The sequence below is a fragment of the Arthrobacter sp. Ms25 genome, from assembly GCF_059090365.1.
In genome coordinates this window covers 142483-164272 of sequence record NZ_JBNHFP010000005.1, presented here as the reverse complement: position 1 = coordinate 164272, position 21790 = coordinate 142483, and the positions used below count along the sequence as shown (strand labels likewise).

Genomic DNA, 21790 nt, shown 5'->3' with positions numbered 1-21790 from the left:
TCAGCCGCGGAAGACGTCATAGCCAACGCTGGCACCGTTCAGGTCCAGCCGCAGGGCGGCATCGATCTGGGCTTCGCTGACTTCGTAGCCGTAGAGGTACGCAATCTTTTCCCTCATGTCAGCACGCAGGGTGTTTTTGCTGCGGCCCGGATGGAATACCTCCGCCGCCCACTGCCACATCAGCGGCGATTCGGCACAGGGAACCTCCCAGCGGTACCCGCCCAGCGGCGCCTTGTAGACACGGCGGTTTTTCACGGCGGACACGGAGGCGAGCGACTTATCCGCGTAGACCTCAGCCGGGGTGCGGACATCGAAGCCGCCCAGCGTAATGACTTCGGGATCCCAGTCGATCAGCTGCTCTGAACTGACCACGTTCTCGGCCGAAAGGTTATCCGCAGCCATGTTCTGCCCTCCCGCCAGCTCCATCCAGTAGTGCATGTAGGAGGACTTGTTGGAGGCCGAATAGCCGTCCCCGGACTGGCCCAGGTGAACCGCGCGTACCGGAGTGTCCACCGAAGACAGCTCCTCCTTGAGCCGGGAAATTTCGGCATGCATCCAGTCCACGATTTCGGTGCCGCGTTCAGGCTTGCCGAGGATGGTGGAGAACAGGGACATCCAGGTTTCCAGGTATTCCTGCGTGCCGTAGAGCAGGCAGACGGTTTTGAAACCTGCGTTTTCCAGCGGCTCCACGAGCCCCTCGCCCTGGTCCGCCCACTGGAACACCACGTCGGGTTCCAGCGTGGTAATCGTTTCGATGTTGGGGGTGAAGCTCGACGGCGCAATGGTAGTGGTCTTCTTCGACTCGGGGAACATCTCGCCGAACAGGCCCTGCTGGTTCGCCTGGAGCGTGGATTCGTTGATGCCGACGATCTTTCCGTAGCCCCCGTCCACAGCCGTCAGCATGGACGGGGATGGGATGACCGTGGTGGCGATGCGCTGGACGGGTGCGTCGAAGGACACCTGGACGCCTCGCATATCCGTCACGGTGAAACCGCCGGCTGCGGCAGCCCCGCCTGCGGCTCCCACCGTTTCACGGGACGAGCATGCCCCGAGGGCCAATGCCAGGAACCCCAGCCCGGCTCCGCCGAGAATATTGCGGCGCGAGGGTCCGGAGATGGGGCCGGGCAGGGAGGTATCGGGTGCAGTCAAGGACGTTCCTATCGCAGGCGGTAGGTAAGGATTACCTAAATGGACACCTAACATCTGACCACACCCGAAGAGATTAGAGCACGTTTTTATGCCCTAATTACGCTGTGAAATCCGTCGCACCGATCCCTAGCCGGCCTAGCATCCAGCAAGGCTAGGATTGGTCAAATGGACACCCCAAAGCGACCGTCGGAACAGGACGGCTATTGGTACGGCCCCGATCCGGAACACCCCCGGGCCCGCGACGTGCTGGACGCCGTGCGTAGCTACCGCGCCGCCGAGACTTTGGTTCGACGCCGGACACAGGATGCGATGGGGATGAATGAAAACGACCTGCTGGCCATGCGCTTCCTCATGCAGGCCCGGCAGGCCGGAGACAGCCTTGGACCCAAGGACCTGAGCCGGCTGCTGGGCATCTCCACTGCTTCGACCACGGCACTTATCGACCGGTTGGAACGCGGCGGATACGTTCAGCGGCGGGCCCGCCCCAACGACCGCCGCGCCTGGGAGATCGTCCCCACCGACGCCTCGGACAACGATGTGCGCCACACAGTCGGCGATATGCACCGGCGCATGATGCAGGCTGCAGCTGACCTTTCCCCGCAGGAAGCCGAAATTGTCATCGGCTTCATGGACCGCCTGCGCCAGGCGCTGGACGAGCCCCGCGAAGCCAATCCGCAGCCGTAACCTCTGCGGGATGTTCCGCATCCCGGCCGCTTTCTTCCCGACAGCTGGACCGCAGCACCCTGCCCACCTTATTGTTAGCTGAACTACTATCTAGACAGGCTAGGCATTCTGGAACGAACCTGAAGGGGCGGGGCAATGGGCGGATATTCTCGATCACCAACCGACACCTCGGGATTCAGCGCACACGTCCTCATCGACGGACGGTTTTGCCTGGACGAACCCATCGGCCGCGGCACCGCGGCCTACGTCTGGCGGGCCACAGACCTGGCCTCGCTGGAAAAGGTGGCCGTGAAGATCTTTTCTGCGCCGCTCGGACACGCGCCGGAGGGACATGAAGCACTCCGGGAAGCAGCCGCGCTGCGTTCCGTCGATAACCCACACGTGGTGCGGATGATTTCCACGGGCGCCATTAGCCACCCGGCCACCGGCATGCAGACGCCGTACCTGGTTCTGGAACTTGTGGGGGGAACGGATCTTCGGCAGGGCCTCACCGGCGGGCTGCAGCCCGCCGCCACCGCGCGGCTCGGGGCCGAACTGGCTGCAGGGCTCGGCGACGTGCATGCCGCCGGATACATCCACCGGGATGTGAAGCCTTCGAACATCCTGCTGGATTCCGCCACGGGCCAGGCCAAAATCACCGATCTGGGCATCGCCGTCAGCCGCCAGGAGCACGGGACCGAAGCGCCGTCCTACGGAAGCCTGCCCTACATGAGTCCCGAGCAGGTGCGGCGCTCACCGCTGACCCCCGCCACGGACATTTACTCGCTGGGACTTGTCCTCCTGGAATGCCTGACGGGCGTCCGGGCCTTTGACCTGCCGCAGATCGAATCCATGGTGGTCCGGACGGTCCGCGGACCGGAAATCCCGTCCACTCTGCCGCCCGGCTGGCGGTCGCTGCTGTCGGCAATGACCTCCGTATCTCCGGGCGAACGGCCCACCGCCGAGCATTGCAGGGTCGCACTGGAATCCCTGCAGCACGAGCAGGCGCCCGCAGCCGCGGCCTGAGCCGCAGCCCGCAGCCGCCTGCGCCGGCAGCCGCTAGGCCAGCTTCCCGGTCATCCGGTCGCGCATCAGCACACTGGCGTCGTTCAGCCCGGTGATGCGCACTTCGGTTCCGAGCCTGCGGTATTTTTCCGTCACGGCGTCGAGGGCAGCAACCGTGGACGCGTCCCAGACGTGGGAGGCACTGAGGTCAATGACCACGAGGTGCGGGTCGAGGGCGTACTCGAACTGCGAGTACAGGTCATTCGACGAGGCAAAGAACAGTTCGCCGTTGACCGTGTAGACGGCGGTGGCCTCGGGCCCTTCTCCGGTGACGGTGCGGTCCACGGTGACGAAATGCGCCACCCGCCGCGCGAAGAGCACCATGGCCACCAGCACGCCGACGCCGACGCCGGCGGCGAGGTTGTGGGTGCCGACCGTCACCGCCACCGTGGCCAGCATGACGGCGGTTTCACTCTTGGGCATCATTTTCAGCGTGGACGGGCGGATGCTGTGCCAGTCGAAGCTGGTCACGGCCACGAAGATCATGACGGCCACCAGGGCAGCCATCGGGATCAGTGCCACTACATCCCCGAGGACCACCACGAGAAGGAGGAGGAACACTCCGGCGAGGAACGTGGAAATCCGGGTCCTGGCGCCGGAGCCTTTCACATTGATCATGGTCTGGCCGATCATCGCGCAGCCGCCCATGCCGCCGAAGAATCCCGTCACGAGGTTCGCTGCCCCCTGGCCCCAGGCTTCGCGGGTCTTGTTGGAGCGGGTGTCCGTGACGTCGTCGACCAGCTTGGCGGTCATCAGTGACTCCAGCAGCCCCACGAACGCAACGGCCAGTGCATACGGGAAAACCACCTGCAGGGTGGCCAGGCTGAAGGGAACATCGGGCAGCAGCAGCGAGGGCAGGCTGTCCGGCAGTTCGCCCTTGTCCCCCACCGTCGGGACGGACAGGGACGCGGCTACCGTGATCGCGGTGATGACAACAATGGCCACCAGCGAGGCGGGCACCGCCGTCGTCAGCTTCGGCAATCCGAAGACGATGAGCAGCCCCAGGGCGGTGAGCGGATAGACCAGCCACGGTACTCCCAGCAGCTCGGGCACCTGGGCAATGAAGATGAGGATGGACAGCGCGTTGACGAAGCCCACCATGACCTGGCGCGGGATGAAGCGCATCAGCTTGGCCACGCCGAGCACCGCGAGCAGCACCTGCAGGACACCGGCGAGCAGCACTGCCGCAACCATGTACTGCACTCCGTGGGAGGCCACCAGCGGGGCAATCACCAGGGCGACGGCGCCGGTGGCGGCGGAAATCATGGCCGGACGGCCGCCGAGGAAGGAAATGGTGACCGCCATGGTGAAGGCGGAAAACAGGCCGATCCTGGGGTCCACTCCGGCAATGACGGAGAAGGCCAGGGCTTCCGGGATGAGCGCCAGGGCGACCACCAGCCCGGCCAGTACCTCGGTCCTGAGCAGTTTCGGCGAACGCAGGGTGCGCAGGACCGACTGCCGTTCCTCGGGTGTCAGCACCGCAGCCGGCGCTGGTGTCTCCGTCGGCTCAGAAGGTGAGTGAACTGGTGTGGTGGCCACCGGGCTCCGTTTCGGATGAAGTTCTTGTGCGGCAGAGGCTGCCTGGCTGTCGAGGGTGCGGTCCCGTTTCTGCGCGGAACTGCCCAGCCCAATTTAAGCCTGCCCGCGCGATATCCTGAAAAGCGTGATGCAGTCCCCGCTTCCCGTGCGCAACGGAGTCAACGCCACCCGCCTGCGCCTTCCCGGTGAAGGGCCGTGGGACACCGCCATGGACTACGTACTCGAACGGTTCGGCCATGTGGACCCGGACGGCATTGTGGACCGGTTCGAGCGCGGTGAAGTGGTGGGTCTGGGCGGCGTTCCGCTGACCGCCTCCACTCCCCTGACCGAGCACACCTTCATCTGGTACTACCGCGAGCTTCCGCCCGAAGATCGGATCCCGGTGGAGATCGGCATCCTGCACCAGGATGATGACCTTCTGGTGGTGGACAAGCCGCATTTCCTGCCGACGACGCCGGGCGGCATGTACGTGGCCGAGTCGGCCCTGGTGCGGCTGCGGGTCTCCCTGGGGATTCCGGACCTGATTCCCATGCACCGGCTGGACCGGATGACCGCCGGAGTGCTGCTGTTTTCCACCAACCCGAAGACCCGGGGCAAGTACCAGACGCTTTTCGAGAAGCGCCGGATCAGCAAGGAATACGAAGCGGTGGCGCCAATCCGGGAGGACCTTGAGCTGCCCCGGACTGTCCGCAGCCGGATGATCAAGTCCCGCACCTATCTGCTGGCCCAGGAAATCGAGGGCGAGCCGAACGCGGAGACCCGGATCGAGCTGCTGGAAAGCCGCGGCGGGCGGGGCCGGTACCGGCTGCTGCCGCATACCGGGAAGACCCATCAGCTGCGGGTGCATATGGCTTCGCAGGGGATCGGGATCCTGAACGATTCGTTTTATCCGGAGCTGCTGCCCCAAGCCCCTGACGATTACGCCAAGCCGCTGCAGCTGCTGGCCCGCTCGGTCCGGTTCACGGATCCGCTGACCCGCGAGCCGGTGGAGTACCGCAGCCGGCTTGCTCTGGGTGCCTTCCCCGGCTGATTCCGGTTTTACAGCACGGTCCAGCGTCCTCGCATCCGCCGCAGCACGCGCAGGTCCTGCCCGTTTGCCACTTCCTCCACGGCCGCGCGCATGTTGATGGCGGCTCGGCGTGCCCGGGAGTTTTCCACGGACCACTCGTCATCCGGCACCGTGAAACGCAGGGTGATCCGCGGAACCCCGGAGACGATATCCAGTTGGTTGGCCTCCACATGGTGTGCGGTGGCCAGCGCGGCGACGGCTGTTTCCATTACTGCTTCCGGCGGGTTGCCCGGCTTCAGTCCCAGGATGTTCAACTGGACGCGGAAGGAAGGCATGGAACCAGCCTAGTGCCGTGCAGGACCCGGATACGCCGCCGGGCCCGGCACCGGTCCTGGGGACCGAGGTGCCGAACCCGGGGGAGAAAAGCTGCGGGTGTGTCCGCTCAGATCTGCTCTTCGGGGTCGAAGTCTTCCAGGGTGGCGCCGCCGCGGTGGGCCGGATCGTCACTGGCGTCGTCGGCGGCAGGATCACCGAAGTCGACGTCGTCGGCGGCCTGGCCAATGGTGGGTTCCTCCGGCGGGATCTGCGAGTCGCCCTCGAGGAACCGCTCATCGGCGGTTTCGTCGCGCAGCGTCTGATCCGACAGTTCGCCCGGTTCGTTCAGGGGTGCCTCTTCACGGATCAGCGGGTCCTCCTGCCAGTTGTCGGGGTTGTCCTCCGCTGCGCCGGGGTAGGTCAGGTCTTCGGCGTCCACCAGTTCGTCCTGCTCCAGCAGCTCGTCTTCGGACACCACCGTCAGTTCGTCCGGGGTGGCAACTGCAGCTACGTCATCGGCGAGAACCGGATCGTCGCCCAGTTCGGGATCAGGAATGCTCTGCTCGGTCATCAACCATGCCTTTCACGTCCGGTAAACCGGGCCACCGAATCTGCGGCCCATTTAGTAAGCCTACTGATCCTGCGGTTCTCATGCCACCCGGCGGCCCAGGTGCAGTCCCTGCGGTTCCGCCGCCCGCTGCAACCGCAGGCTCCGGAAAAGCCCGTCCTCGCGCGTCATTATGCCTGCCGAAAAGGCCTAGGGAATAACTGTGACAGCGCCCAACCCGCGAATTCCCGGCACTTTCCGAATTAGGTCACGAAATATTGACGTAATTGCCCGGGGTGGTCCAGTGTTTCCTCGTTACCTTTCCGAAAATGCAATTCAAGGGAGTCAGCAGTGTCCTTGCTGCACCACGCCGAACCTTCCGGCGATGTCCGTATCCGTGTTGATGAGGCGCTCGCCGGCAGGCATCTGCTCAACGCCGGAAACAGTGCCCGCTATGCCGAGCAGATGCTCCAGGGCGTGGAAGCTGCTGCCGCCGCAATTCGCAGAGCCGACGGACCGTTCACCGGCGTCTCCCCGGCAGAGCTCAAACCCGTGGTGGAAGCCGTTGACCTGGAGACGCCGCTGCCGGATACCGCCGCAGCCTTGGCTGAGCTGGAATCGGTGTACCTTCGGGACGCGGTGTACTTCCATCACCCGAAATACGCCGCGCACCTGAACTGCCCGGTGGTCATTCCGGCGCTGGTGGGAGAAGCCGTGCTTTCCACCGTCAATTCCTCCCTGGACACCTGGGACCAGAGCGCCGGCGCCACCCTGGTCGAGCAGCGGCTCATCCGCTGGACCGCGGACCGGCTCGGTTTGGGTTCAAACGCGGACGGTGTCTTCACCAGCGGCGGCAGCGCTTCCAACCAGCAGGCACTGCTGATGGCACGCAACAGGGCTGTGGCAGCACTGCGCCAACACCCGGAACAGCGCGCACGGCGGCTTCCCGAGCTGCTCGGCGGCCTCCGCATTTTCGCTTCCGAAGCAAGCCACTTCAGCGTCCGCAAATCCGCGTCCATCCTCGGCCTGGGGTACGACGCCGTCATCCCGGTCCCGTGCGACGCAAACCAACGGATGGACCCGCGGGCGCTGGAAGGAGCACTGGCGGCGAGCGCCGCCCGGGGCGAGCAGGCAATGGCAGTAGTGGCCACGGCCGGAACCACTGATTTCGGCAGCATCGACCCGCTGCTGCCGGCCGCCCGGATCGCGAAACAGTACGGGGCCTGGCTGCACGTGGATGCGGCGTACGGCGGAGGGCTCATCACCTCCCGGCGCCACCGGCACCTGCTCGACGGGATCGGCGCTGCCGACTCGGTCACCATCGACTTCCACAAGACGTTCTTCCAGCCGGTGAGCTCCAGCGCCGTCCTGGTCCGCGAGCGCGCAATGCTCGACCACGTCACCTACTACGCCGACTACCTGAACCCGGAGAGCGCCGCCCGGGAGTCCATCCCTAACCAGGTCGACAAAAGCATCCAGACCACCCGGCGCTTCGATGCGCTGAAACTCTGGCTTACCCTGCGCGTCATGGGGGCCGACGGCGTCGGGGCACTCCTGGACGCGGCCATTGACTTGGCCGCCGCCGTCGGGCTCGCCGTCGAGGCCGACCCGCAGCTCGAAACTGCCGCACCCGTCCAGCTGAGCACCCTGGTCTTCCGCTACCGGCCGGCCGGGACGAAAGGCAGGCCCATGGATGAGGACAGGCTCGACGCGGTGAACCTGCACATCCGGCGGGCGCTTTCCGCCTCCGGCGAAGCACTCGTGGCAGGCACCAAGGTCGCCGGCCGGCATTACCTGAAGTTCACCCTGCTCAACGCCGACACCACTCTGGCGGACATGCAGGAAATCCTGGAGCAGATCGGCCGCACCGGCTCTGCCTACCTTGCCGGAGCTGAAGCATGAGCGCCCGCACCAGTACCAGCGGCAGCCCCGGCACCGGAGTCCCCGAGCCGGGACACATTTACGACCTGCTGGGGATCGGCGTCGGGCCCTTTAACCTCGGGTTGGCGGCACTGACCGATCCGCTGCCGGGCCTGGACGCCCTCTTCCTGGACAGCAGCAGCGGTTTCAACTGGCACCCGGGGATGATGCTCGAGTCCGCACACCTGCAGGTGCCGTTCATGGCGGACCTGGTCACGCTCGCGGATCCCTGCTCGCGGTACTCCTTCCTGAACTTCCTGAAACAGACCAACCGGTTGTACCGGTTCTACATCCGCGAGAACTTCTATCCCCTCCGGGCGGAGTTCAACGCCTACTGCCGCTGGGTAGCGGAGCAGCTGCCCAACGTCCGGTTCGGTGAACACGTCACCGGAATCCGCCATGTGGCCTCCGGCGGTTCCGGCTCCGGTTCCGGTTCCGGTTCCGGCTCCGGCCCCGGCAGGATCTACGAAGTCACCGCCCGGACTGCCGGCGGCCCCCGCACCTACCGCACCCGGCGGCTGGTCCTGGGCACCGGAACCCAGCCCTACCTGCCGGCCGCAGCCGCCGCCCTGCAGGAGAGCGGGGCAACCGTCCTCCACAACGCCGACTACCTTTCCCGCCGGCAGGAACTGCAGCAGAAGCGGTCCATCACCGTTGTCGGTTCCGGCCAGAGCGCCGCGGAAATCTACCTCGACCTCTTGGAGGGCATGGACGCCCACGGCTACGAACTGAACTGGGTCACCCGCTCCGGGCGGTTCTTCCCGCTGGAGTACACCAAGCTCACCCTGGAAATGACCTCGCCGGACTATGTTGACTACTTCCACGCCCTGCCCGCAGCCACCCGGGACCGGCTCGTGACCGAGCAGAAAAACCTCTACAAAGGCATCGACTCGGACCTAATCAACACCATTTATGACACCCTCTACGCGAAGAGCCTGAACGGGGAACCGGCCACCCGGCTGCTGACCCACATGGAACTGTGCGGCGGTACCTTCGATGCGGCCGCCGGGCGCACCACCCTGCAGCTGCACCATGCCGAACAGCAGCGCACGTCCTCCCTGGAGACCGACGCCGTGGTCCTGGCCACCGGCTATGCCTACCGCGAACCGGAGTTTCTGGCCGGTATCACCGACCGGATTCGGCGCGACGGCGCCGGCCGGTTCGACGTCGACCGTTGGTACGGGGTGGGCACCGAACCGGGTGAGATCTTCGTCCAGAATGCGGAGCTTCATACCCACGGTTTCGTCACCCCGGACCTGGGCATGGCCGCCTACCGCAATTCGGCCATCATCCGCGAAATCCTCGGCCGGGAGGCCTATCCCGTCGAAACCGGCATCACGTTCCAGGATTTCGGCGTGACCGCGCAAGGCAGCCCTGCTTCCGGAGAGGTTCGCGAGTGAACTTCACCCTTACCCCCGTGGACGCCGCCCGGCACGCCCCGGTGCTGCATAGCTGGATGACCCGGGACTACGCACGGTTCTGGGGCATGCTCGAGGCCTCCGTTGCCGACGTCGAACGCGAATACGCCGGCATAGCGGCGAACCCGCATCACCAGGCCTGGCTCGGATTCGAGACCGGGGCGGAGGAACCGGCCTTCCTGATGGAAAGCTACGATCCGGCCCGTTCCCCCCTCGCCGGCACCTATCCGGTGGCGGCGGGCGACGTCGGAATGCACCTGCTCGTGGGACCACCGGACCAGCCGCGCCCCGGTTTTACGTCCGCGGTGTTCCGCACCGTGCTCGAGTTCCTGTTCAGTGATCCCGCCACCGTCCGGATAGTCGTGGAACCTGACATCCGCAACACCAAGATTGCCGGCCTCAATGCGCGCTTCGGCTTCGAGCCGGACCGCATCGTGTCCCTGCCGGACAAGGAAGCCCGCCTCAGTTTCTGCACCCGCGCCGGGTTTGCAGCCGCACTCCAAGGAGTTACCCCGTGACCACCGTTCTTGAACCGACATCTGCTGCTGAACCGGCTGCATCCTTGCCAGCGGCGCCGGCCACCGCACACCTGACGCCCGGCCGCTGGGAGCGCGCGAACCGCCATCTGATCCGCAAGGCGATTGCGGAGTTCTCCCATGAACGCATCCTTCGTCCCGCACCGGAGCCCGGGCAGGAAGGAATGTTCCGCCTGGTCTCGGACGACGGCACTGCCGTCTACCGGTTCCGTGCCGCCCGGCTGATGCTGGAGCACTGGAGCATCCCCGCAGACAGCATTCACCGCGAGGTCAACGGCAGCGCAACCCGCCTCGATGCCCTGGACTTCATCACTGAATTCGCCGGCACCCTCGGCATCAACGAGCAGATGCTGCCGGTCTATCTGGAGGAAATCTCCTCCACGCTGGCGTCCGCGGCCTTCAAGGACGCCCCCGACGCTCCGGGTTCGGAGCTCCTGGCTTCCGGCATCACCGCCGGGCACGATCCGGCCGAGGACTTCCAGGCCGTGGAACGGTCCATGACCGAAGGCCACCCCTGCTTCGTGGCCAACAACGGCCGACTCGGGTTCGGCTCCGGCGACTACCTTGCCTACGCCCCCGAAGCCGGCGCACCGATCCGGCTGGAATGGATCGCGGTCCGTGCCGACCGCACCCGGTTTACGGCTGCGGCGGGGCTCGACTACCGGATGCATCTGGAAGAGGAACTGGGGCCCGCAACGCTTGCCGGGTTCGAGTCCACACTGCACGCCTCCGGGCTCGCGGCCGGAGACTACCTGTTGATGCCGGTGCATCCCTGGCAGTGGCAGAACAAACTCAGCGTCACTTTCGCAGCGGACCTCGCCCAACAGCACATCGTGTACCTGGGGACGGGCCGGGACACCTATCAGGCCCAGCAGTCCATCCGCACCTTCTTCAACCGCGATGCACCCTTCCGTTGCTACGTGAAGACCGCACTCTCCGTAGTCAACATGGGCTTTATGCGCGGCCTCTCCCCGGAGTACATGGTGACCACTCCCGCCATCAACGACTGGCTGGACGGACTGGTCCGTGCCGACCCGACGCTCCAGGCAGCCGGTTTCCGCCTCCTGCGCGAGGTCGCCGCCGTCGGCTACACCAACAAGTACTACGACGCCGCGGCCCCCAAGGGCTCCCCCTATCGGAAGATGCTCGCGGCCCTGTGGCGGGAAAGCCCGGTGGACCAGCTTGACGACGGCGAACAGCTGGCCACCATGGCGTCCCTGCTGCATACCGACGCCGCCGGGACGCCGTTCGCGTCCGAGTTGATCCGTCGGTCCGGGCTGCCCGCCCGGAAATGGCTGGGCCGTTACCTCAACGCGTATTTGGTGCCCCTGCTGCATTGCTTCTACGCCTACGATCTCGCGTACATGCCGCACGGCGAGAACCTGATCCTGGTACTGGGCGACGGTGTCCCGCACCGGGTTTTCATGAAGGACATTGCCGAGGAAATCGTGGTGATGGGCGACAAGGTGCCCCTGCCGAAGGAAGCCGCCCGGGTGCGGGTGCAGATTCCCGCCGATGAAAAGGTCCTCTCCGTCTTCACCGACGTTTTCGACTGCTTCTTCCGTTTCCTTTCCGCCATCCTGCACGAGGACGGCATCCTCCCCCAGGAGGAATTCTGGGCCGAAGTGGCGGACACCGTGCGGCAGTACCAGGCAGACCATCCGGAACTTTCAGCTGAGTTCGCTGCGTCAGACCTTTTCGCCGAGGATTTCCCCCTCTCCTGCCTGAACCGTCTGCAGCTGCGCAACAACCAGCAGATGCTGGACCTTTCCGACCCGTCCGGCGGCCTGCAGTTCTCCGGCCGTCTCTCCAACCCTCTGGCGGCTTTCCGCGGGTAAACCTGCGGGGTGGGCCGCCGAAACCGGAGGGTTGCCGCCCCGCGCCCACCATTAGGCCCGGCACCGATCACCGGAGAGCGGCCAGGGGGCACTCCATTTCCCTTCCGGTTTGGGAATCTGCTGCCGGTTTGGGAAATCGCTCCATTTCGCAGTGGCAGGGATTTCCCAAACCGGCAGATTTCTCCCATAACGGCGCAAAAACCGGCTCACCTCGGAGCAACCCGGCGGCTCAAACACCCGGGGGCCGTGGGATCGGGGGCGGTTTGGCGCCGACGTTGAAGGGCCGGCGCTTTCCGCGCCGGTATCGGCAATCCCCTCGGTTTGGGCAAAACCCTTCGGTTTGTGGCAATCCCTGCGCCGCACCCCGCACGCATCCGGACAAAACGCAGGGATCCGGGCAAACGGCAGGAGCCCGGGGCCCGGGGACTGGGGCGACCCGGAGTGCCCAAGAAGGTGCGGCGACACCGGTGACACCGGAGGGGCCTGGAGGAAGGCGGCTTTAATATTTCCCGCGAGCTCTGCGAGCGCGGAAATTTCGTTGCCGCCGTTCCAGGCCCCGCAGGGGCCAGGCCCAGGCCCAGGCCCAGGCCCAGGGCCACCCCCAGCCAGGCCCAGGCCCAGGCCCAGCAGAAACCTAACGCAGCGCCGATACCCCGGTAATGTCCCGGCCCACAATCAGCGTGTTGATCTCATAGGTGCCCTCGTACGTGTAGATGGCCTCGGCGTCGGCGAAGATCTTCGCCATCCGGTAGTCGGTGACAATGCCGTTGCCGCCGAGGATGCTGCGCCCCAGAGCTACGGACTCGCGCATCCTGGCGCTGGCGTAGGACTTGGCCAGGGCAGCCCGCGCCATATTCCCGGGGCCTGCGGTATCGCCCCGGCCTGCCGCTCCGTCCTCCGGTGCAGCCGCGGCATATCCGCCGTGTTCCAGCTCGGTAACCCGGGCCAGCATTCCGGTGCTGGCCACGGCGTTGCCGAGGATGGACACCAGCTGCTGCTGGATCAACTGGAACGCGGCCAGGGGCCGGCCGAACTGGAGGCGCTCGACGGCGTAGGCCCGGGCGACGTCGAACGTCGCCAGCTGCGCCCCCACCGCCTGCCAGCCGACCATGATCCTGGAGCCCTGCAGCAGCTGCTTGGTGTCATCGAAGCTCTCCACCCCGGCGAGCAGGTCCGCGGCGGGGACGCGGACATTGGTCAGCACAATGTCCGCGTTCTGCACGGTGCGCAACGCGGTCTTGTGCTCGATCCGGGTCCGGGTCACGCCGGGCAGGGTCGCGTCAAGCAGGAAGCCGCGGGTATGCCCGGTTTCCGGTTCCCGCGCCCACAGGACCATGTAGTCGCAGAAGGTCCCGTTGCCGATCCAGCGTTTGGCGCCGTTGAGCACCCACTCGTCGCCGTCGCGCACCGCGGTGGTGGCCATCCCGCCGGCGACGTCGGAACCGTGATCCGGTTCGGTCAGCGCGAAGGCACCGGTGATCCGCAGGGCACGGGCGTCGTCGAGCAGGCGCCCCTTCTGCTCCTCGGAGCCGAACGCATGCAGTGCTTCGACAAACAGGTCGTGGTGGACCATGAAGAACGTGGCAAGCGAGGTGTCGGCGCGGGTCATTTCGGCGATCACCAGACCGGCGAAAAGCGGCGAGTACCCCTGCTGGACGGGCGTGGACAATTCCAGCCGTGCCAGCTTGGGCAGGAGGTCGAAGGGGAAGCGCTCCTCGTTCCACCAGTGCCCGGCGTACGGCAGCACTTCCTCGGCCAGGAAGCGGCGCAGTTCGGCGAGTTTGCGTTTTTCGATGTCGCTGAGCAGGTCTTCGAATCCGTAGAAATCGGCGTCGGGCAGCTGGGGTGCGGAGGAGCTCGTCAAGGTCAGCGCGGCCCCATCCGGATGGCGCCGTCCAGACGGATGGTTTCACCGTTGAGCATCTGGTTTTCAATGATGTGCGCGGCCAGGGAGGCGTACTCCGTGGCCCGGCCCAGGCGGGACGGGTGCGGCACCTGCGCCGCCAGTGAGTCCTGCGCGGCCTGCGGCAGTCCCGCCATCATGGGGGTTTCAAAGATTCCCGGCGCAATGGTGACCACCCGCACCAGGTGGCGCGCCAGTTCGCGGGCCAGCGGCAGGGTCATGGCTGCCACCCCGCCCTTGGATGCGGAGTAGGCCGGCTGGCCGATCTGTCCGTCAAAGGCGGCAACGGAGGCCGTGTTGATGATGACGCCGCGTTCCTCGGTGCCGTTGGCGGTGACCGGGTCGGTTTCGGCCATGGCGGCGGCGGCGAGCCGGGTGACGTTGAACGTGCCGATCAGGTTCACGCTGACCACGCGGGCGAAGTCCGCCAGCGGAAGGACACCGTCGCGGCCCAGCACCTTGCCCGGTGTTGCAATCCCGGCGCAGTTCACGGCCACCCGGAGGGGCCCTGCCGCCATGGCTGCTTCGACGGCGGCCTGCATCTGCTCCGGATCGGTCACGTCCCCCGGCACGAACCTGGCGTTGTCCCCCAGCTCTGCGGCGTAGGCGAGGCCCTCGGACTGCGGCAGGTCCACCAGCACTACGGAGGCGCCGGCGTCGTACAGCCTCCGCGCCGTCGCCCGCCCGAGTCCGGACGCTCCCCCTGTGACTATGGCCGATGCGCCTGCGATGTCCATGCATTCCTCCTGAGTCCTCACCGGCAGTGTCGTCTATGTCACACCGGCAGTACCCGAGCCTACTGCGCCGCGGCCGGTGCCGCATCTTCGGCGGCTGGCATAGGGTTGGCGCATGCCCTATGAGGATTCCGACGCCGACGAACGCGCAGAGGCTGCAGCCCGCAGCGTGAGCACCGCGTTTGGCCGTCAGCTGGCCGGGCTGCCGGGCACCCATCTGGCCGCCACGAGCCGTCCCGCTTCCCGCCTCCAGCAGCTGCGCCTGCCCTGGCATTACTGGTGGCAGGCACACTATCTCGATGCCCTGGTCGATGCGGGCCTGCGGGAACGCCGCACCGGCACTCCCTTCCGCGGGCCGGAGCATCCCTCGGCTGCGGAGCTGGCGCCGGCGCTCGTCCGGACCATTCGGCTGCGGAACCGGATGCGCTACGCGAACCGCTTCTACGACGACATGGCCTGGCTGGCCCTCGCGGTCGGCCGGCTGAACTCGTTGTCGGGATCGCGGGACCGGCAGCAGCCCTACCGGAAGATCCTCGCCACCCTGAACGCAGCCCTGGAGTCCGCCCACACCCCGGATCTGGGCGGCGGCATTTACTGGAACAAGGACCGGAACTTCAAGAACACTCCGGCCACCGCTCCGGCTGCCCTGCATTTTGTCCGCAGCGGATCACGGGACCGGGCGCAGCAACTGGTGGATTGGCTCAACGCCACGGTGCTGGACCCCGAAACCGGGTTGTACCTGGATGGAGTCAAGCTGGTTCGGGGCCGGCCCAAGCTGGAGAGCACCGTGTTCACGTACAACCAGGGGCCGGTCCTGGGCGCGCTGCTGGAGCTCGGGGGGAGCGCCAATCTCGCCCGCGCCGCGGAACTGGTGGGCGCCGTGAACACCCACTTGACCGACGACGGCGGCACCTCACCGGTGCTGCGCACCCATGGCACCGGGGACGGCGGGCTTTTCACCGGCATCCTGGCACGGTACCTGGCCCAGGCCGCCGTTTCACCCGCGTTGCCGGAACCTTCCCGCCGCACTGCTGCCGCCCTGGTCGACGCCACGGCCCAGGCACTGTGGGAGGGGCGGGGCAAACGGGGGGACTGGATCCTCTTCTCCACCCGGCCGCTGCAGCCGGCGGCCGTGTCCTATCCCGGCGGCACCGCCGTCGGGCTTTCCACCCAGCTGCAGGCCTGGATGATCCTGGAAGCCTCGGCGCGGGTGCACCGGGCCGGGGCGGACCTTCCCTGAGGCGTCTCTAACCGGCCTTGAGCGGGTGCTGTGAAGCGGCGGCCGCGGGGTCCAGGTCCGCGAGTGTGATCAGGTGCTGCGGGTGCTGCGGGAGCGGGAAACTGCGCTGCACATTGAGGTCGCTGTCCACGTGCAGCATTTCCCCGGAGTCCAGCAGCCGCCAGTTCGGGTTGGCGTCCATTTTCTCGGTGGCCACCAGCACCTCCGGCCGGTTCTCCTCGCGTATCTGGTCGCTGTGGACGCTGATCCGGTTGCTCCGCTTTTCCCCCACCGGGCCCCGCGGACCCTGCTGCAGGACGTACAGCGGATGCGTGTCGGGATAGCGGACCGCCCACAGGTCCGTGGCTGTGGTGAGGATGAGGTTCACCGCGTAGAGCCGCACGTTCTGAGCGATCCAGGTCAGGGTGGACGCGATGGCAGCGGAAACGTCTCCCCCGTTCACCCTGGCGGCGGCAGTGATGAGTGCGAATACCCGTTCGCTGTCCGTCTCCCCCTTGACCAGGTGGTACATCTCCAGCTGGCGCAGCCTGTCGTTCAGCTTGTCCAGGTCCTCCACCACCCCGTTGTGGGCCAGCAGACGGTTGTCCTGCTCAAAGGGATGCGTATTGACGTCAGTGTCCCCGCCGGTGCTGGCGTAGCGCACATGCGCCAGGAAGGTGGTGCTCTCCAGCTCCCGGGCCTCCTGCGCGTACTGGACATCCTCGTACGCGGCAATGGGTGCTTTATCCACCACCGGGCTGCCGTCCGGAGCGAAGGTCCCGATCCCGAAGCCGTCCGCTTCCTTATGGCTTTGCCGGGCCAGGCTGTCCGGGGCCGTGAGGAGCCAGAACGTAGCCCGGACCGGGGTCTTCCCGGCATGCATACCAAAGAGCCGGCACATGTGGACCTCCTGGCGGGGTTTCGGATGGGTATCAGGCCGGCCGGTTCTCCGCGTCCCGCGGTTGGGCTTCGACTGCCGGCTCCTGGACCGGCGCAGCCGGTGGAGGCTTCCGTTTCTGCGGATAGGGAGCCCGGTGTTCACTGAGCATCTGCACGTAGTCGGCGATCCGGCGTTCGCGGGCGGCCTGGGTCTTGAGGCCCTTGAGCCGGAAGTACATGGCAAAGCGGTTCTGGGACGTCAGCACGTCGAACATTTCCTGTGCGGAGGGAACCGCGGCGATGGCGGTCCGCAGGTCCTCCGGGATCTCCGCGGTTGCGGATCCGGCGTAGGCGGCGTCCCAGCGGCCATCCACCTTGGCGCTGAGCACGGCATCCCGGCCTGCCGGATGCATCCTGCCCTCTGCTTCCAGCCGGCCGATGTACCCGACATTGCGCAGCGACCAGATGCTGCGCGGTCCCCGCGGCTGGAACCGCTGGAGGTAGCTTTGTTCATCGCGCTTGTCCGCCTGCGCATCGATCCAGCCGAAGCAGAGCGCTTCTTCGAGGGCCTGGCGGTAGGTCAGCTCCGTGACGCTTCCGCCCTTCTTGCCCAGCACCAGGCGGACACCGTGGGACAACCCGTGATTGCGCTCCAGCCACTCCCGCCAAGCCCCGGCATCCGGCAGGAGGAGCTCCGGGAGCTCTCGTGTCATGCCCCCAGTCTAGGGAAGCCGCAGGCGGGCCAAAAGGGCCCGGACCGGTCCGGGGCCGGTTTCTCCCGGGTTCAGCCAATGGCTCAAGCGCAGCGTGCCGTGTGACGTGCGCGGGTTGTTTGGGGTAGAACACTGCTATGAACGTTCGCACTCCTGACCCGTATCCAGGCTGGCTCTCCGAGGAAGATCTTTACGAAGCCCGGCAGCGCCTGCCCATGGTGTACGTCGAAGCCGTACCGGTACGGTGCGACCCGCTGGGGTACGTCACCGAAGTCGGACTGCTGCTGCAGGCAACTCCGGAGGGCAAGATGGTGCGTTCCTTCGTTTCAGGCCGGGTGATGTACCGCGAGACCATCCGCGGTGCCCTGCTGCGCAACCTGGAAAAGGATCTTGGTCCCATGGCACTGCCGCAGCTGCCGCCCACACTGGTGCCGTTCGCCGTCGCGGAGTACTTCCCTTCCCCCTCCCAGAGCGGGCTGACGGACGAACGCCAGCATGCCGTGGCGCTGGCCTACCTGATTCCCGTGACCGGTGAATGCGACCCGCGGCAGGACGCACTGGAGCTGTCCTGGCTTACCCCGGAGGAGGCTCTCAGCCCCACCATTTACGCCGAGTTCTCCGGCGGCCGCGGCGACCTGCTGCGCCAGGCGCTGGCCTCGGCCGGCTGGGGACGCTGACAAAGGCGCCGCTGCAAGCTTTATATACTGGGGGTTCTGGGGATCCGAGGTCCAATCACGAAGGAATCGCAATGTCTGAGAGCCAGCCGGAAACATACGCGTTCCGGGTCAACGCGGAACTGCTTGCCCCCGGACAAAAGCTTGTCCCCGGTGAGGGCGGCGGAGAACCGCTGGCTCCCGTAGCCGGAACCAGCGTGGAGACCGATGACTTCGGCGTGCCCGCGCTGGTCATCGCCAAACTCGATGACGGAACCTCGCTCCGGCTCGCTTACGGATCCGCTGTCCGCGTCGAGGCTCCGGCTCCGGAAGGTGCGCCGTCGGACGCTGTCCGGAACGTGCCGTCGGAAGAAGACAACGCGGCTGAGATCATTGCCGAAGCGGCAGCAGCCCACCCCGACAACGGCCCGGTGCAGGAAATTGCGGCGCGGCTTGAGCGCGGGTTGAACGTGAAATCCGGGAGCCACCTGCAGGACGTACGCGATCTTGCCCACATTCTCTATGTCGATCTCGGTGATGCGGAGAATTCGCTGAAGGTCTGCAATGTCATTACCGGGCTCCCCTTTGACGGGAACTTCGGCCGGTGGAACTGGATCCAGGGTGCTCTTGCCCTGGCCGCCCACATCACCCATGAGGCCGGCGACGCCGAGAGCGCAGCCGCCTACAGCCACGCCGTACGCGCAGCGGACAGCTCCGAAACGGATCCGCTTAAGGCAAAGCTGGCGGCGGAGCTGCTGCAGCGCCAGTTGAACGAACCCAACCTGTACGACCGGGAAATCCACCGTGCCGCGGAGGCCGGCAACGACAAGAGTGAACGCGAGTGGCGGATCCTGCGGCTGAATGCCCTGCTTTACCTGCGCTCCCACGGGGGGTCGCAGACCCTCTCCGATGCCGAGCTGGACCGGCGTATCCGCACCGAACTGATCGCGGTGCGCGGCTAGCCCTGCTGCGCCTGCCGTTGGTGCAGGACCTTCCGCCGCAGATGTGCGGCCAGCACCACGGCCATGCCGACGGCGGCGCCGATCACCGTTTCGATGCCGCGGTCCCGAAGGAGCTCCGCCGGGTTGCTCGGGTGGGCCAGCTCCGTGCTGACCAGTGCCAGCGGTGTGACCACCACCTGGGCCAGGGCGTACTGCCGGGCAATGAACATTTCCGCACCGAACTGACACGCGGCAATCACCAGGACCATTTGCCAGGGCTCCAGCCCCGGGAGCAGGATCAGCCCGGTGAGCAGCAGGCCGCCGAAGGTTCCGAGGATGCGCTGCAGTCCGCGGTGGACCCGGTGCCTCACCGTCGCGCCGATCAACGGCACCGTGGCTGCGACCATGGCCCAGTAGTTGTGGCCGATCCCCAGCAGAGTGGCAATGGAGCCGGCGAGGGCCGCTGCCAGGGCGTACTGCAGCCCGTCGCTGTAGATCAAGCGGCGCTGGGCCGGGGAGAACCGCGGCCGTTCCGGTTTGCTCCATCCGGTGCGGTGGCGCGGAAGCAGCATTCCCGAAAGGCCGAGCAGAATGGAAAAGGACACCGTCAGGACGGCAGCGAGCATGCCTTGCCAGAGGGGCGGCTGGTCGGGGACCGAAGAGATCGCCGCAAAAGCGAAAATGTGGAACAGCGAGCCGACGGGGCGCAGCCGCCAAAAGCCGGTGACCACGGTCCCCAGGCCGGCAACCGCCGTCGTGCCCGCAACGATTCCCCAGGCGTCGAGGTCCAGCCTTGAGGACAAAGCTCCCGCCAGGATGACGCCCAGCATCAAGGCACCTGCCCGCAGCTGATGGCCAAGACGCTGGCGGTGCGGTTCGTTCCTGCCGTAGATTCCGGTAAAGGCACCGAACGTCGCGAAAATCGCCAGGTCGATCCGGCCCAGGAAAAGCACGAGCAGAAGCGGTACGCCCAGGCCCACGGCGCACCGGATAGCCGCGTGGTGGTCATTGTTCGCCGGAGCGATCCTGAACATCTCCTGCAGGTGCGTCAAAGGAAAAGCCTCTGCCTCTCGTGCCGCCGGCACTTTCGGGGAATAGCGGGCGCGGACCTCATCCGTCCGGTGCGTCACCGGGCCGCATTTTCCGCCCATCCAACCTATCCCTGGGAATGCACCAGGCTGAATAAATGTGGTGCATCTCCCAGCCCCGGCGTGCGGCGGGAATTGCCCGCCGGGTAGGGCAAAATGGAGAAGTGTCTTCCTCAGCCTTTTCCTTCACCCTCGGTAAGCGCCTGCGCGAAACCGCCCCTGCAGCGGCCGAACAGCATGTCGAAGCCAACGGCGGCGGATTCCAGGGCCGCACGGGAACCATTTCCACGCCGCACGGCGATATCGCCACTCCGGCATTCATTGCCGTAGGCACCAAGGCCACGGTCAAGGCCGTGCTCCCGGAGTCGGTGGCGGAGCTGGGCGCGCAGGCGGTCCTGGCCAACGCCTACCACCTGTACCTGCAGCCCGGCCCGGACATCCTGGATGAGGCCGGCGGGCTGGGGAAGTTCATGAACTGGTCCGGCCCCACCTTCACCGATTCCGGCGGCTTCCAGGTCATGAGCCTGGGTGCGGGGTTCAAGAAGGTCATCAACATGAATGCCGACGGCACCACCCATGCCACCGGGGCGGACGACGACGTCGCGCCCGGCAAGGAGCGCCTGGCCCACATTGACGACGACGGCGTCTGGTTCAAGTCCCACCTCAACGGGGATAAGCACCGCTTCAGCCCGGAGATTTCGATGCAGGTCCAGCATCGGATCGGGGCCGACATCATGTTTGCCTTCGACGAGCTGACCACGCTGATGAATTCGCGCGGATATCAGGAAATGTCCCTGGAACGGACCCGGCTCTGGGCCCTGCGGTGCCTTGCAGAGCACGAGCGGCTTACGCAGGAACGGGTCGGCAAGCCCTACCAGGCACTGTTCGGTGTGCTGCAGGGAGCCCAGTACGAGGACCTGCGCCGCAAGGCGGCCCGGGACCTCGGCGCCATGGACTTCGACGGGTTCGGACTGGGCGGGGCGTTCGAGAAGGAAAACCTCGGCACCATTGTCCGCTGGTGCACGGAAGAGCTTCCGGAAAACAAGCCCCGCCACCTGCTGGGGATTTCAGAGCCCGATGACATCTTTACGGCCATTGAAAACGGTGCCGACACCTTCGACTGTGTTTCCCCGACCCGGGTTGCGCGGAATTCTGCCTTCTACACTCCGCACGGCCGCAAGAACCTGTCCAATGCCAGGTACAAGCGGGACTTCGGGCCGCTGGTCGAGGGCTGCGACTGCTACACGTGCACCAACTACACCCGTGCGTACATCCAGCACCTTTTCAAGTCCAACGAGATGGTCAGCCACACGCTGATCTCCATCCACAATGAACGTTTCACCGTGAAGCTTGTCGACGATGCCCGCCTGTCCATCGAGGACGGGACGTTCTTCGACTTCAAGGCAGAGGTCCTGGGCAAGTACTACAGCGGGAGCTAGTTCCAGGCCCGCGGCAGCGGCTCGTTCTCCTGCTCATCGGCTTCGCCGGTGGGGTTCTGTTCTTCGGCGCTGGGGTCTTCCGGACCGCCGGTGGGTGCACCGGCCTGCTGCTGTCCGTTGTCCTGGCCGTCCTCGCCCGGAGCCGGCGGATCCACAATCTGCAGCTGTTCTTCGGCCGCTGTTTCGTTGTGTTCGAAATCTTTGTCCTCGGGCACAATATCC

The 21790-nt window shown here is 66.1% G+C and carries 21 protein-coding genes; 11 read left to right on the top strand and 10 right to left on the bottom strand.

Annotation, left to right across the window (positions count from 1 at the left end; all coding sequences use genetic code 11):
- Window positions 1-1149: an ABC transporter substrate-binding protein gene (locus AC5RT8_RS15350; RefSeq protein ID WP_494096583.1), complete on the bottom strand. Its 1149-nt coding sequence runs from the start codon at window positions 1147-1149 to the stop codon at window positions 1-3.
- A gap of 165 nt (window positions 1150-1314) precedes the next feature.
- Here AC5RT8_RS15350 and AC5RT8_RS15345 point away from each other — a divergent pair, with 165 nt between their 5' ends.
- Both AC5RT8_RS15345 and AC5RT8_RS15340 read left to right on the top strand, forming a co-directional pair.
- On the top strand, window positions 1315-1833 hold the full coding sequence (locus AC5RT8_RS15345) for a MarR family winged helix-turn-helix transcriptional regulator (protein WP_494096582.1): 519 nt from the start codon (window positions 1315-1317) through the stop codon (window positions 1831-1833).
- A 135-nt stretch (window positions 1834-1968) separates the two neighbouring features.
- A complete protein-coding gene (locus AC5RT8_RS15340) occupies window positions 1969-2838 on the top strand; it encodes a serine/threonine-protein kinase (protein ID WP_494096581.1) in 870 nt (289 codons plus the stop codon).
- A gap of 33 nt (window positions 2839-2871) precedes the next feature.
- Here AC5RT8_RS15340 and AC5RT8_RS15335 read toward each other — a convergent pair whose 3' ends face one another.
- A complete protein-coding gene (locus AC5RT8_RS15335; RefSeq protein ID WP_494096580.1) occupies window positions 2872-4416 on the bottom strand; it encodes a SulP family inorganic anion transporter in 1545 nt (514 codons plus the stop codon).
- A 127-nt stretch (window positions 4417-4543) separates the two neighbouring features.
- Here AC5RT8_RS15335 and AC5RT8_RS15330 point away from each other — a divergent pair, with 127 nt between their 5' ends.
- Window positions 4544-5446, top strand: coding sequence for an RluA family pseudouridine synthase (locus AC5RT8_RS15330; protein WP_494096711.1), 903 nt, complete (start codon window positions 4544-4546; stop codon window positions 5444-5446).
- Window positions 5447-5454: 8 nt separating this feature from the next.
- Here AC5RT8_RS15330 and AC5RT8_RS15325 read toward each other — a convergent pair whose 3' ends face one another.
- The gene (locus AC5RT8_RS15325) at window positions 5455-5760 is read right to left on the bottom strand and encodes a hypothetical protein (RefSeq protein ID WP_494096579.1); all 306 of its coding nucleotides are present in this window, start codon (window positions 5758-5760) and stop codon (window positions 5455-5457) included.
- 107 nt (window positions 5761-5867) lie between these two features.
- The gene (locus tag AC5RT8_RS15320) at window positions 5868-6311 is read right to left on the bottom strand and encodes a hypothetical protein (protein WP_494096578.1); all 444 of its coding nucleotides are present in this window, start codon (window positions 6309-6311) and stop codon (window positions 5868-5870) included.
- 327 nt (window positions 6312-6638) lie between these two features.
- On the opposite strand from AC5RT8_RS15320, the gene AC5RT8_RS15315 reads away from it, so the two are divergent.
- From AC5RT8_RS15315 to AC5RT8_RS15300, 4 genes are read left to right on the top strand one after another with little or no spacing between them, the layout of a single operon-like run.
- Entirely contained in the window at window positions 6639-8189 is a 1551-nt protein-coding gene (locus tag AC5RT8_RS15315; RefSeq protein ID WP_494096577.1) for a pyridoxal phosphate-dependent decarboxylase family protein, read from the top strand.
- Entirely contained in the window at window positions 8186-9607 is a 1422-nt protein-coding gene (locus AC5RT8_RS15310; protein WP_494096576.1) for a lysine N(6)-hydroxylase/L-ornithine N(5)-oxygenase family protein, read from the top strand. Before AC5RT8_RS15315 ends, AC5RT8_RS15310 begins: the two co-directional genes overlap by 4 nt.
- Window positions 9604-10143 (top strand): GNAT family N-acetyltransferase, encoded by a 540-nt coding sequence (locus tag AC5RT8_RS15305; RefSeq protein ID WP_494096575.1) that lies wholly within the window; start codon window positions 9604-9606, stop codon window positions 10141-10143. Before AC5RT8_RS15310 ends, AC5RT8_RS15305 begins: the two co-directional genes overlap by 4 nt.
- Window positions 10140-11999: an IucA/IucC family protein gene (locus AC5RT8_RS15300; protein ID WP_494096574.1), complete on the top strand. Its 1860-nt coding sequence runs from the start codon at window positions 10140-10142 to the stop codon at window positions 11997-11999. Before AC5RT8_RS15305 ends, AC5RT8_RS15300 begins: the two co-directional genes overlap by 4 nt.
- A 634-nt stretch (window positions 12000-12633) precedes the next feature.
- Here the strand turns inward: AC5RT8_RS15300 and AC5RT8_RS15295 are convergent.
- Window positions 12634-13863, bottom strand: coding sequence for an acyl-CoA dehydrogenase family protein (locus AC5RT8_RS15295; protein ID WP_494096573.1), 1230 nt, complete (start codon window positions 13861-13863; stop codon window positions 12634-12636).
- Window positions 13864-13865: 2 nt separating this feature from the next.
- On the bottom strand, window positions 13866-14639 hold the full coding sequence (locus AC5RT8_RS15290) for an SDR family NAD(P)-dependent oxidoreductase (protein WP_494096572.1): 774 nt from the start codon (window positions 14637-14639) through the stop codon (window positions 13866-13868).
- A 112-nt stretch (window positions 14640-14751) separates the two neighbouring features.
- Here AC5RT8_RS15290 and AC5RT8_RS15285 point away from each other — a divergent pair, with 112 nt between their 5' ends.
- Window positions 14752-15876: a glycoside hydrolase family 76 protein gene (locus tag AC5RT8_RS15285; protein ID WP_494096571.1), complete on the top strand. Its 1125-nt coding sequence runs from the start codon at window positions 14752-14754 to the stop codon at window positions 15874-15876.
- 7 nt (window positions 15877-15883) lie between these two features.
- On the opposite strand, the gene AC5RT8_RS15280 is transcribed toward AC5RT8_RS15285, so the two are convergent.
- Both AC5RT8_RS15280 and AC5RT8_RS15275 read right to left on the bottom strand, forming a co-directional pair.
- Complete coding sequence (locus tag AC5RT8_RS15280; protein WP_494096570.1) at window positions 15884-16756, bottom strand: class II glutamine amidotransferase; 873 nt, start codon at window positions 16754-16756, stop codon at window positions 15884-15886.
- A gap of 31 nt (window positions 16757-16787) precedes the next feature.
- Window positions 16788-17447 (bottom strand): YdeI/OmpD-associated family protein, encoded by a 660-nt coding sequence (locus AC5RT8_RS15275; protein ID WP_494096569.1) that lies wholly within the window; start codon window positions 17445-17447, stop codon window positions 16788-16790.
- A 137-nt stretch (window positions 17448-17584) separates the two neighbouring features.
- On the opposite strand from AC5RT8_RS15275, the gene AC5RT8_RS15270 reads away from it, so the two are divergent.
- Both AC5RT8_RS15270 and AC5RT8_RS15265 read left to right on the top strand, forming a co-directional pair.
- On the top strand, window positions 17585-18124 hold the full coding sequence (locus AC5RT8_RS15270) for an NUDIX hydrolase family protein (RefSeq protein WP_494096568.1): 540 nt from the start codon (window positions 17585-17587) through the stop codon (window positions 18122-18124).
- 71 nt (window positions 18125-18195) lie between these two features.
- The gene (locus AC5RT8_RS15265; RefSeq protein WP_494096567.1) at window positions 18196-19062 is read left to right on the top strand and encodes a DUF6707 family protein; all 867 of its coding nucleotides are present in this window, start codon (window positions 18196-18198) and stop codon (window positions 19060-19062) included.
- Here the strand turns inward: AC5RT8_RS15265 and AC5RT8_RS15260 are convergent.
- Complete coding sequence (locus AC5RT8_RS15260) at window positions 19059-20075, bottom strand: FUSC family protein (RefSeq protein WP_494096710.1); 1017 nt, start codon at window positions 20073-20075, stop codon at window positions 19059-19061. The two genes, AC5RT8_RS15265 and AC5RT8_RS15260, sit on opposite strands and share 4 nt — an antisense overlap.
- Before the next feature lie 218 nt (window positions 20076-20293).
- On the opposite strand from AC5RT8_RS15260, the gene tgt reads away from it, so the two are divergent.
- On the top strand, window positions 20294-21568 hold the full coding sequence (tgt, locus tag AC5RT8_RS15255) for a tRNA guanosine(34) transglycosylase Tgt (protein ID WP_494096566.1): 1275 nt from the start codon (window positions 20294-20296) through the stop codon (window positions 21566-21568).
- Here the strand turns inward: tgt and AC5RT8_RS15250 are convergent.
- Window positions 21565-21783: a hypothetical protein gene (locus AC5RT8_RS15250; protein WP_494096565.1), complete on the bottom strand. Its 219-nt coding sequence runs from the start codon at window positions 21781-21783 to the stop codon at window positions 21565-21567. The genes tgt and AC5RT8_RS15250 overlap by 4 nt on opposite strands.
- Between the last annotated feature and the right edge of the window lie 7 nt (window positions 21784-21790).

Excerpts from the sequence above, each read along its gene's own strand:
- AC5RT8_RS15325 (WP_494096579.1), bottom strand. The coding sequence starts at position 5,760 with ATGCCTTCCTTCCGCGTCCAGTTGAACATCCTGGGACTGAAGCCGGGC.
- AC5RT8_RS15265 (WP_494096567.1), top strand. The coding sequence starts at position 18,196 with ATGTCTGAGAGCCAGCCGGAAACATACGCGTTCCGGGTCAACGCGGAA.
- AC5RT8_RS15285 (WP_494096571.1), top strand. The coding sequence starts at position 14,752 with ATGCCCTATGAGGATTCCGACGCCGACGAACGCGCAGAGGCTGCAGCC.
- AC5RT8_RS15330 (WP_494096711.1), top strand. The coding sequence starts at position 4,544 with ATGCAGTCCCCGCTTCCCGTGCGCAACGGAGTCAACGCCACCCGCCTG.
- AC5RT8_RS15340 (WP_494096581.1), top strand. The coding sequence starts at position 1,969 with ATGGGCGGATATTCTCGATCACCAACCGACACCTCGGGATTCAGCGCA.
- AC5RT8_RS15345 (WP_494096582.1), top strand. The coding sequence starts at position 1,315 with ATGGACACCCCAAAGCGACCGTCGGAACAGGACGGCTATTGGTACGGC.
- AC5RT8_RS15310 (WP_494096576.1), top strand. The coding sequence starts at position 8,186 with ATGAGCGCCCGCACCAGTACCAGCGGCAGCCCCGGCACCGGAGTCCCC.
- AC5RT8_RS15320 (WP_494096578.1), bottom strand. The coding sequence starts at position 6,311 with ATGACCGAGCAGAGCATTCCTGATCCCGAACTGGGCGACGATCCGGTT.
- AC5RT8_RS15260 (WP_494096710.1), bottom strand. The coding sequence starts at position 20,075 with ATGTTCAGGATCGCTCCGGCGAACAATGACCACCACGCGGCTATCCGG.
- AC5RT8_RS15275 (WP_494096569.1), bottom strand. The coding sequence starts at position 17,447 with ATGACACGAGAGCTCCCGGAGCTCCTCCTGCCGGATGCCGGGGCTTGG.
- AC5RT8_RS15280 (WP_494096570.1), bottom strand. The coding sequence starts at position 16,756 with ATGTGCCGGCTCTTTGGTATGCATGCCGGGAAGACCCCGGTCCGGGCT.
- AC5RT8_RS15290 (WP_494096572.1), bottom strand. The coding sequence starts at position 14,639 with ATGGACATCGCAGGCGCATCGGCCATAGTCACAGGGGGAGCGTCCGGA.
- AC5RT8_RS15270 (WP_494096568.1), top strand. The coding sequence starts at position 17,585 with ATGAACGTTCGCACTCCTGACCCGTATCCAGGCTGGCTCTCCGAGGAA.